This window comes from Pseudomonas sp. efr-133-TYG-103a (assembly GCF_030209235.1).
Lineage (GTDB): Bacteria > Pseudomonadota > Gammaproteobacteria > Pseudomonadales > Pseudomonadaceae > Aquipseudomonas.
Map to the genome: position 1 here is coordinate 335,528 of NZ_JARVSK010000004.1, position 9,180 is coordinate 344,707.

A 9,180-nucleotide genomic window follows, 5' to 3' on the forward strand; every position below is an offset into this window, starting at 1 on the left:
CACCATTCGTGAAGAGCACATGGGCAGCGAAGCCCGGTTGCTGGCGGATCAACTGAACACGTTCCACAGCACGCTGCGCGACAGTACTCAGCGCCTGAGCGGGCTGTTCGAAAAGCGCTTTGGCAGCGGACTGACCGTTCAGAACGATCAACAGATAGCCGTCGCGGGCCTGCAGACGCCCGCATTGCTCCTTAATGGCAATGCGCTGAACAACGATTTCGCCGAGGTTGACGATTTCCGCAAGATGACCGCGGGTGTCGCGACGGTCTTCGTGCGCAGTGGCGATGACTTTGTCCGGATCAGCACCTCCCTGAGCAAACAGGACGGTTCCCGTGCCATCGGCACCGTGCTCGATCACAAACATCCGGCCTACGACCGCTTGCTGGCGGGGCAGGGCTATGTGGGGCGTGCTTCGCTGTTCGATCGTTTGTACATGACTCAATATAGCCCGGTGCGTGACGCGAGCGGCAAGGTCATCGCGGTGCTGTTCGTAGGCTTCGATTACACCGATGCCCAGAAAGCCCAGTTCGACAATCTTAAGAGCTTCCGCATCGGTTCGACTGGCTCGTTGGCGTTGCTGGACGAGCAGAACAAATGGCTCGTGCCGCCTGCAGGCGTGAAGGATCTGGACCGGGCAAGCAATACCTTGGCTGACCTCGTCAAAACGCCCGGTAAAGGCCAGTTCTGGGAAGACGGCGGCGAGCAGTTCTACACCGTCGCCGAGCCCTTCGCCGGTGGGCCATGGTCGATCCTGGCGATCATGCCGAAGGCTGAAATCAGCGCGGTCACGTGGAGTGTCGGGACTCAACTGGGGATTGGCAGCCTGCTGGCGATGTTGATCGCCGTCAGCGCTGCGATCTGGTTGCTGCGCAGCAAGCTGCGTCCGCTGTCGGAGTTGGTGAATCAGGCCGAAGCGCTGGGCGCGGGTAATCTCAGCGTGCGCCTGAACGTCTCCAGCCATGACGAGATCGGGCAATTGGCGAACAGCTTCAACAAAATGGGGCAGGCGCTGGAGACCATGGTTTCGCACATTCGCACCGCTGCGCAGGAAGTCAGTGGTCGTGCGCATGCGTTGTCCGGACTGTCCGGCGGTGCGTATGAAGGCATGGAGCAGCAGTCGGGCGAGATCACCAGCATGGCGGGTGCCGTCGAGGAATTCAGTGCCACGGCGCTGACAATCGCCGACAACATGGGCAGCACCGAGCGCATGGCCCAAGGCAATGCGCAGCAAACCCGTATCGGTCGTGCGTCCATGGAAGAGGCGTCCGCGTCACTGGAGCAGATTGCAGGGTCGCTGGGCAGCACGGCTGCCGTCATCGACACGCTGGGTCAGCGCTCGCAGGAAATCGGCGGCATCGTCAGCGTGATTACCTCCATTGCCGAGCAGACGAACCTGCTGGCGCTCAACGCGGCCATTGAGGCAGCGCGCGCGGGCGAGCAAGGGCGCGGTTTTGCCGTGGTTGCCGACGAAGTGCGCAGCCTCGCTTCGCGCACACGTCAGGCGACTGACGAAATCTCCGGGATGATCTCCAGCATTCAGCAAGAGACCAGCAACGCCATCAATACCATGGAGCAGGGCAATGCGCTGATGCAGGAAGGCCTGACGCGTAACGCCAAGGTGGCTGCAGCGCTGGCACAGATCGATGAGCAGAGCCGCTCGGCAGGCGAGCAGTTTGCGTCGATCACCACGGCGACCCAGGAACAAAGCAACACTGCGACCTTGCTCAGCGCAAATCTGCAAAGCATCGCACTGGCAAACAGCGAGCAGCGCGAAGTGGTGTCGAACCTCGCCGTCACGGCTCAAGAACTCAATGCGCTGGCGGCAGACTTGCGTAAGGAAGTGGATCGGTTCAGGTGATGCAGCCCACCGATTGATGCATAAATGCTCATACAGTGGCGCTGCTTAACCTGATGCAGGTGGCCACTGTCGAGCGGTATGAAGAATGCGCAGAACACTGATGCAGTTCGCGCATTCTGCGTACACCACCAGATAATTAGGCAATACAACCATTTCCCTTGTCCCTTGCTCTCGCCCCGCTTTGTACAGTCGGGGATGAGCAGGCAAATGGCTTATTCGCATGTCTATTTCATCTCTGAAGCGCCAGGCCGCCGCAGGGTTGTCATCAGAAATATGGTCCAGAATCGCCAGCAGATCAGCCTTGGCCTGCTTGCTCCATTCAACTGTCAGCACCACGCTTCCTTTTGAGTAGTGTCGTTGCTTCCTCCATCACGCTTTCATGGGAAAGCCTGGGGCTGGAGTCTTCGATCGCTTCGCGCACCTTTGCCTTGAACCATCGGTCGTAGGCATCCGCGTCGCTTGTAAATCCGGGGGGGAGCGCGCCCTCTCTGGCAACGCGGGTAAGCAGGATGCGCACTGCGTCAGACACGGTGAGCCCAAATTTAGCCAGCGTGTCTGCTGCCTGTGCCTTGATCTCTTCGTCAATTCGGACGTGCAGCATCGAAGTCTGGGTGGCCATTATTTTTCCTCCAAAAGTCTCACTATGTATCTCATTTGAGATACGGGCAATGAGCGCTTTCACCCAGTGGTTGGCCTGTACTGCAAAGCCTCGGCGATGTGACTTCGGGAAATGGCGTCCACGTGCTCCAGATCGGCGAGCGTGCGCGCGACCTTCAGCAGCCGGTGGGCCGCACGCAGGGAGAGGTTCAAGCGTTCGCAGGCATTTTCAAGCCAGGCTTCGTCTTCAGGCAGCAGCGCGCAATGCTGGCGCAGGGCGGGAAGATCGAGAAACGCATTGGCGCAGCCTTGACGCTTGTGTTGTCGTTCGCGCGCGCCGGACACTGTCTGCGCGGCGCTGGCGCTGGTTTCTTCACCTTGCGTAGTGGCTGCAAGCGACGTGGTTTCCCGTGCGACGGTCAGGTGCAGATCGATCCGGTCAAGCAGCGGGCCAGACAACTTGTTGCGATAACGCTGGATCTGGTCGGTCGAGCAGCGGCAGCGGCCGGTCGGCTCGCCGTGATAGCCGCATGGGCAGGGATTCATCGCGGCGACCAGTTGAAACCGCGCCGGAAACCGCACGCGATCGCGCGCGCGGGAAATGACGATATGACCCGATTCCAGGGGCTCTCGCAAAACCTCCAGCACGCGGCGGTCGAATTCCGGGAGCTCATCGAGAAACAGCACGCCATGATGAGCCAGGGTGATTTCGCCCGGTTGCGGCCGGCTGCCTCCTCCCACTAGGGCAGGGCCGGATGCCGAGTGATGAGGCTGACGGAAAGGTCGCTGTGGCCAGCTCGTCAGCGGCTCATGGCTGGCGACCGATTGAATCGCCGCGACCTCCAGCGCCTCGAACTCGTCGAGCGGGGGCAGCAGCCCCGGCAGGCGACTGGCGAGCAGCGTTTTACCCGTGCCGGGAGGGCCGCTGAACAGCAGATTATGGGCACCCGCTGCCGCGATCAGCAGAGCGCGTTTGGCGGCGGTCTGCCCTTGTACCTCGCTCAGGTCTGGATAGGGTTGCGTCTTGAGAATCAAACCGTTGGATTTGTACGGCGGGATGACGGTGTGGCCATTCAGATGGGCAACCAGCTCGAGCAGATGACTGACTGCGATCACTTTGAGGCCGGACGCCAGGCACGCTTCTTCGGCATTGACGGCTGGCACGATCAACGTGTGCCCGGCGGCCCGCGCAGCCAGCGCGGCGGGTAAAACGCCTTGAACGGGGCGTATGGCGCCAGACAGCGCAAGCTCACCCAGGCATTCGACGCCGTCCAGGGCGAGGGTCGGCACCTGCGCGCTGGCGGCAAGAAGTCCGAGAGCGATGGCCAGGTCGAAACGCCCGCCGTCCTTGGGCAGATCGGCGGGTGCCAGATTCAAGGTGATGCGCCGCGCCGGGAATTCCAGTCGACAGTTGACGATGGCACTGCGCACCCGATCCTTGCTCTCCTTCACTGCGCCCTCGGGTAAGCCCACCAGCGTCAGGGTCGGCAAACCGTTGGCCAGGTGCGTCTCGACTGTGACGGCGGGAGCCTCGACGCCGACTTGGGCGCGGCTCAGAACGATAGCGAGCGACATGACTTTCCTTGATAACGGCACCGCGTCCTGCGGCGTGTTGAAGGATAACCATGACCAGCGGGCCGGGCTGCGAGGCGCATCCTACGGCGTGTGTCCGAATCGGGAACCAGAGCAGCGGAACAACCACTCAATTCCCACAGCGCGTTGTCTGCTCAGACGTAGGCAGCTTCCGATCCCTGCGACAGGACAAGATCATGAATTCAATAACCCCATCGATTCGCACAACGCCGCTCGATCTGTCGAGTACTCAGCCACCACCGGCGGCTGACCAGCAGCCTGGAAGCAGGTTGGCTGGAGGGACAGGCAATGCGGTTTCCTTTATGTCCCAGCCTCAGAACTCACAGATCAATTTCGGACCAGCCAACGCGCTGCAACAGCCTCAGAGCAGCAATGCACTGGCAAGCGGCGCTCAGACCGATCCGCTGACGCAGTTGGTCTCGCTGATTCAAGAAATGATTCAACGTCTGCAGGCGCTGATGCAGGGAGGGACGAGTTCCGCCGACGATCAGGGTTCGGGCGTCAAAGGCGTCGGTGGCATTGGTGGGGGCGGCAGTGGCGGAGGTGGCGCTGGCCAGATCGGCGGTGGCTCAGGGAGCCATTTCGCCAGCAAAATAGCCGCCCCGGAAGGCGCGTCGCCGACGGGCAAGAGCAGCGGCGCCAGTCCGGCAAGCGGCAATTTCTCCGAGCATTCGCTGGGCAACCAACTCAGCGTTCAGAAGTCTCCCGAGGACCACGTTGGGATGGTCAAAGACCCTGAGCGCGGCGATGTGATCAAGGTTGACTTCAATAAAGGCCATTACACCGAACACTCAACCAGTCCGCGCGCCGAGATCAAGGACGGCACCAAGCTTCAGGAAGGGCAGCCGTACAGCTTCAAGTTCGGGATGAAGCGCGAATCCAACAACGACGGCACCTTCTTCCAGGTGCTCGACCACAACAATGCCAAGCCCAGTCCGCGCGCGTGGCTGGCATCCAAGGACGGGCAGTATCAGTTGCACCTCAAGACCAGCGAAGACAGCAATGCGCCGTCCAAGGTGTTCAACATCGGCAAGCCCGGGGATGCCGCAAAGGACGTGGGCAAGTGGGCGGACTTTCAGATCGATTTCAAACGCGGCGTCGGCAACGGTGAAATCTCGGTAAGCAAGAACGGCGAGAACGTCTTCGACAAGAAAGGCATCTCCACCATGTTCGATACCCACAGCAGCGATTCGTACGCCAAATTCGGGCAGTACCGCAATGAAGGCGATCACAATCCGGCAACGAGTCTGTTTTCAGGGTTCAGTGTGGCGAAAGGTTGATGAGAGCCCCGCCATTGGCGGCTTGAGCAATGCATGAGCCACGAGGGAAAGACCATAACGGCGCAGGCCCGACGCGCGGCGCACTGCGCTTGAACACACCGACATGCCCGGCCCGCGCCGGTGCATGTCTTTGCCTCACTCCTTCGGTTGCGCCGCCAGTTGCGCTTCCAGTTCAGCCATCTTTGCTTCCAGTGCCTCAAGTCGGGCACGGGTGCGGGCAAGGACGATCATCTGGCTGTCGAATTCTTCCCGGCTGACCAGATCGAGCTTGCTGAAGCCACTTTGCAGCAGTGCCTTGAACTGGGCTTCGAACTCATTGCGTGGGACCGGGGTTTCGCCGTTGAACAAACGCGAGGCGTGGCCGCTCAGGGCATCGAGAAAAGCTTTGGGCGCGAGCATGGTCATATTCCAGAATCAGATGGGCGGCAGTGTAGCACGCAGCGTCTACCGTCTTTTTGCCCGATAAATGTTGCACGGTTTTCGCGCATCGCGTCGTGCACGTGCGCACTGTTGTTGTGCGGGCGCCGTGCATGGTGGCGATCTACAAGCGCGTGATTGCGATCAACGCGCCGTAATTCGCGGGATTTCACGAAATGGCAAGCTTTCTGCTTAGTGGCATATGACCCATGCACTGATGCAGTCGCTGTGACGAATGCAGTGCGGCAGGCGGAGCGGGGAAGTGTTTCGTCAGAAGCGGTTTTCTGGAGTTGGTCAGGTCTGTTTCGGGCCATCGACGCGTTACAAAGCCAGACACTGCGCTTAGACTTGAGTCGGGTTTGTTTTCCTGGGGCAAGTCCACCAATTCGGGAGAAAGTTTCATGAAGCTAGTCACTGCCATCATCAAGCCGTTCAAGCTGGACGACGTACGCGAGTCGTTGTCCGAAATCGGCGTGCAGGGCATCACGGTAACTGAAGTCAAAGGCTTCGGACGTCAGAAAGGCCACACCGAGCTGTATCGCGGTGCGGAATATGTAGTCGACTTCCTTCCCAAGGTGAAGATCGATGTTGCGATTGATGACAAGGATCTGGACCGCGTTATCGAAGCGATAACCAAAGCGGCCAACACCGGCAAGATCGGTGACGGAAAGATCTTCGTGGTCAATCTGGAACAGGCTATTCGCATCCGTACCGGCGAAACCGATACCGACGCAATCTAAGCCGCCCAACACAACGCCCCAGGAGAAAACAATATGACTCTGCGTCAACTCGCAGGGCTAGGAGCCCTGTTGTCCCTCGTAACCCCTGGCCTGGCCATGGCGGCAGACGAAGTGGCTGCCCCTGTACTCAACTCAGGCGACACCGCCTGGATGCTGACTTCCACAGCTCTGGTTCTGTTCATGACCGTTCCAGGCCTGGCGCTGTTCTACGGCGGCATGGTCCGCTCGAAAAACGTTCTTTCGGTAATGATGCAGTGCTTCGCCATCACCGGCCTGATCAGCATCCTGTGGGTCGTTTACGGCTACAGCATGGCGTTCGACACCACCGGTATGGAAGCCAACGTCGTTAACTTCAACTCCTTCGTGGGCGGTCTGTCGAAGGCGTTCCTTGCAGGCGTCACCCCTTCAAGCATCACCGGCGCTGCAGCTCTGTTCCCGGAAGCTGTGTTCGTCACCTTCCAGATGACCTTCGCAATCATCACTCCGGCCCTGATCGTCGGTGCATTCGCAGAACGCATGAAGTTCTCCGCGATGCTGATCTTCATGGCCATCTGGTTCACTCTGGTCTACGCGCCAATCGCGCACATGGTCTGGAGCGGCGTGGGCGGTCTGTTGTGGGACTGGGGCGTGCTCGACTTCGCGGGCGGCACCGTTGTTCACATCAACGCCGGTGTGGCCGGTCTGGTAGCGTGCCTGGTGCTGGGCAAGCGTAAAGGTTTCCCAACCACTCCGATGGCTCCGCACAACCTGGGTTACACCTTGGTCGGCGCAGCGATGCTGTGGGTAGGCTGGTTCGGTTTCAACGCCGGTTCTGCCGCTGCGGCCAACGGCACTGCCGGTATGGCAATGCTGGTCACCCAGATCGCCACCGCCGCCGCTGCACTGGGCTGGATGTTCGCTGAATGGCTGACCCACGGTAAGCCAAGCGCTCTGGGTATCGCCTCGGGTGTGGTTGCCGGTCTGGTTGCCATTACGCCAGCCGCCGGTACCGTCGGCCCGATGGGCGGTCTGATCATCGGCCTGGCTGCAGGCGTGGTCTGCTTCTTCTGCGCCACCAGCCTGAAACGCAAGCTGGGCTACGACGACTCCCTGGATGCCTTCGGCGTCCACGGTATCGGCGGTATCCTCGGCGCGATCCTGACCGGTGTCTTCGCAGCACCGTCGCTGGGTGGTTTCGGTACTGTGACCGACATCGCCGCTCAAGTCTGGATTCAGTGCAAAGGCGTAGGCTTCACGATCATCTACACTGCGATCGTGACCTTCATCATCCTCAAGGTGCTGGACGCGGTCATGGGCCTGCGTGTCACCGAGGAAGAAGAAGCGGTCGGTCTGGACCTTGCGCAACACAACGAGCGTGGCTACAACTTGTAATCACGGCTGTAAAAAAATGCCCGGTTCTCCGGGCATTTTTTTGTCTGGCGTTTGTCGATAGGGAGGTTGGTCAGCCAGAGGCGTTCAAGCCTTCGGCAAGCGTGCTCGTTTTCGGGTCATCGCGGCCGTATTCAGGGTCTTGCGCTGCGATTGCTGCCCGTGTTCCGGGCTTGTTGAAAACGTCATTCATTGCACGCTTTGTTTTTTTTTTCAGCGCGTTAGAATGCGCGCCGAAGGGCGGAGAAGCGTATGTGGCAACAGACCAGAATCACGCTGCGGGCAAGGCCTCGCGGATTTCATCTGGTAACCGACGAGATCATTGCAGGCCTTCCGGGTCTGAGGGATTGTCGGGTTGGGTTGTTGCACCTGTGGCTGCAACATACTTCGGCCTCGTTGACGATCAACGAGAATGCCGACCCGGCAGTGCGTCGCGACTTCGAGCGTTTCTTCAATCGGTTGGTGCCTCAGGGCAATGGCGGTTATGAACACGATGACGAAGGTCCGGACGACCTGCCAGCGCACTTCAAAGCCAGCCTGCTGGGTTGTCAGCTGCTTGTACCGGTAACGGACGGGCGCCTGGCGATGGGAACCTGGCAAGGTGTTTATTTAGGAGAGCATCGCGATGCAGGCGGTGCGCGTAAAGTCCTCGCCACCCTTCAGGGAGAGGGGCAAGACCGCTGATTGTCGGCGGTGGTTGAATTTTTTCCGGCTGTCTTAGAAATTAAGCGCAGCTGGGCTATAACTAATCTGCTTTCGCAAGTCATGAGGTAGAACATGAGCGACGATGACAACGACGATCTGGTTGAAGACGGTCTGGAAGACGAAGAGGACGGTGAGGAGCTTGCTGCTGCGCCCGATGACGACGTCGCGGACATAGAAGACAGCCCCGAAGCTGCGGCTACGCCAGCCAAAGGCAAGGCCAAGGCCGCTGTCTCGGTCGATGAGTTGCCTAGCGTTGAAGCCAAAAACAAAGAGCGTGATGCTCTGGCTCGCGCAATGGAGGAATTCCTCGCGCGTGGCGGCAAGATTCAGGAAGTGGAGGCCAATGTGGTCGCCGATCCGCCCAAGAAGCCTGACAACAAGTACGGCAGCCGCCCTATTTAAGGGTGTCGGATGCCTGCTGAAAGAAGCCCGCTGTCGCTGCGGGCTTTTTTTTGGCTGGGTGTTTGGGGGCTGCGTTTAGCTTTTCGGGTTTGAGGTTCTGGATTTTCGGATTTCAGCTTGGAATGCTTACTTTGATGCCCTGCGGGCCATTCGCGAGCAAGCTCGCTTGTATGGTAGGACTCGAAGGGGTGGGTGGGACCTAAAGCTGGCTTCTGACTGT

11 protein-coding genes and 1 pseudogene are annotated in these 9,180 nt (G+C 59.7%); 7 read left to right on the top strand and 5 right to left on the bottom strand.

The genetic code is table 11. The annotated features are described in order from the left end of the window. Positions 1-19 precede the first annotated feature (19 nt). Both QRN36_RS27495 and QRN36_RS27500 read left to right on the top strand, forming a co-directional pair. Positions 20-955 (top strand): annotated as a pseudogene (locus QRN36_RS27495) (Cache 3/Cache 2 fusion domain-containing protein); the annotation flags it as partial. A 180-nt stretch (positions 956-1,135) separates the two neighbouring features. Beyond that, a complete protein-coding gene (locus tag QRN36_RS27500) occupies positions 1,136-1,858 on the top strand; it encodes a methyl-accepting chemotaxis protein (RefSeq protein WP_373568695.1) in 723 nt (240 codons plus the stop codon). A gap of 45 nt (positions 1,859-1,903) precedes the next feature. On the opposite strand, the gene QRN36_RS04205 is transcribed toward QRN36_RS27500, so the two are convergent. The 3 genes from QRN36_RS04205 to QRN36_RS04215 are packed head-to-tail and all read right to left on the bottom strand — an operon-like array spanning position 1,904 to position 4,030. Then, positions 1,904-2,191: a type II toxin-antitoxin system RelE/ParE family toxin gene (locus tag QRN36_RS04205; protein ID WP_285422930.1), complete on the bottom strand. Its 288-nt coding sequence runs from the start codon at positions 2,189-2,191 to the stop codon at positions 1,904-1,906. After that, positions 2,178-2,477 carry a type II toxin-antitoxin system RelB/DinJ family antitoxin gene (locus tag QRN36_RS04210; RefSeq protein WP_285422931.1) on the bottom strand — a complete coding sequence of 100 codons (300 nt, stop codon included), beginning with the start codon at positions 2,475-2,477 and terminating at the stop codon, positions 2,178-2,180. Before QRN36_RS04210 ends, QRN36_RS04205 begins: the two co-directional genes overlap by 14 nt. 59 nt (positions 2,478-2,536) lie before the next feature. Continuing rightward, positions 2,537-4,030, bottom strand: a complete 1,494-nt coding sequence (locus QRN36_RS04215) for a YifB family Mg chelatase-like AAA ATPase (RefSeq protein ID WP_285422932.1) — start codon at positions 4,028-4,030, stop codon at positions 2,537-2,539. A 320-nt stretch (positions 4,031-4,350) separates the two neighbouring features. Between QRN36_RS04215 and QRN36_RS04220 the strand changes: the two genes are divergently transcribed. Next, positions 4,351-5,328, top strand: a complete 978-nt coding sequence (locus QRN36_RS04220; protein ID WP_285422933.1) for a heparin lyase I family protein — start codon at positions 4,351-4,353, stop codon at positions 5,326-5,328. Positions 5,329-5,463: 135 nt separating this feature from the next. On the opposite strand, the gene QRN36_RS04225 is transcribed toward QRN36_RS04220, so the two are convergent. After that, entirely contained in the window at positions 5,464-5,727 is a 264-nt protein-coding gene (locus tag QRN36_RS04225; RefSeq protein WP_285422934.1) for an accessory factor UbiK family protein, read from the bottom strand. Between the two features lie 419 nt (positions 5,728-6,146). Between QRN36_RS04225 and glnK the strand changes: the two genes are divergently transcribed. The 4 genes from glnK to sutA all read left to right on the top strand — a co-directional run bounded on the left by glnK (position 6,147) and on the right by sutA (position 8,960). Beyond that, entirely contained in the window at positions 6,147-6,485 is a 339-nt protein-coding gene (glnK, locus tag QRN36_RS04230) for a P-II family nitrogen regulator (RefSeq protein ID WP_002555808.1), read from the top strand. A gap of 33 nt (positions 6,486-6,518) precedes the next feature. Further along, on the top strand, positions 6,519-7,856 hold the full coding sequence (locus QRN36_RS04235; protein WP_093466071.1) for an ammonium transporter: 1,338 nt from the start codon (positions 6,519-6,521) through the stop codon (positions 7,854-7,856). 249 nt (positions 7,857-8,105) lie between these two features. After that, positions 8,106-8,537 (top strand): secondary thiamine-phosphate synthase enzyme YjbQ, encoded by a 432-nt coding sequence (locus tag QRN36_RS04240; protein WP_093466068.1) that lies wholly within the window; start codon positions 8,106-8,108, stop codon positions 8,535-8,537. Positions 8,538-8,630: 93 nt separating this feature from the next. Further along, a complete protein-coding gene (gene sutA, locus QRN36_RS04245; RefSeq protein ID WP_093466065.1) occupies positions 8,631-8,960 on the top strand; it encodes a transcriptional regulator SutA in 330 nt (109 codons plus the stop codon). On the opposite strand, the gene QRN36_RS04250 is transcribed toward sutA, so the two are convergent. Next, on the bottom strand, positions 8,957-9,180 hold a 224-nt coding region (locus QRN36_RS04250), incomplete at its 5' end, for a hypothetical protein (protein ID WP_285422935.1). The genes sutA and QRN36_RS04250 overlap by 4 nt on opposite strands.

What these genes read in the sequence shown, in the direction of transcription:
- QRN36_RS04215 (WP_285422932.1), bottom strand. Translation starts at nt 4,030, where the DNA reads ATGTCGCTCGCTATCGTTCTGAGCCGCGCCCAAGTCGGCGTCGAGGCT.
- QRN36_RS04225 (WP_285422934.1), bottom strand. Translation starts at nt 5,727, where the DNA reads ATGCTCGCGCCCAAAGCTTTTCTCGATGCCCTGAGCGGCCACGCCTCG.
- QRN36_RS04210 (WP_285422931.1), bottom strand. Translation starts at nt 2,477, where the DNA reads ATGGCCACCCAGACTTCGATGCTGCACGTCCGAATTGACGAAGAGATC.
- sutA (WP_093466065.1), top strand. Translation starts at nt 8,631, where the DNA reads ATGAGCGACGATGACAACGACGATCTGGTTGAAGACGGTCTGGAAGAC.
- QRN36_RS04235 (WP_093466071.1), top strand. Translation starts at nt 6,519, where the DNA reads ATGACTCTGCGTCAACTCGCAGGGCTAGGAGCCCTGTTGTCCCTCGTA.
- QRN36_RS04240 (WP_093466068.1), top strand. Translation starts at nt 8,106, where the DNA reads ATGTGGCAACAGACCAGAATCACGCTGCGGGCAAGGCCTCGCGGATTT.
- glnK (WP_002555808.1), top strand. Translation starts at nt 6,147, where the DNA reads ATGAAGCTAGTCACTGCCATCATCAAGCCGTTCAAGCTGGACGACGTA.
- QRN36_RS27500 (WP_373568695.1), top strand. Translation starts at nt 1,136, where the DNA reads ATGGCGGGTGCCGTCGAGGAATTCAGTGCCACGGCGCTGACAATCGCC.
- QRN36_RS04220 (WP_285422933.1), top strand. Translation starts at nt 4,351, where the DNA reads ATGTCCCAGCCTCAGAACTCACAGATCAATTTCGGACCAGCCAACGCG.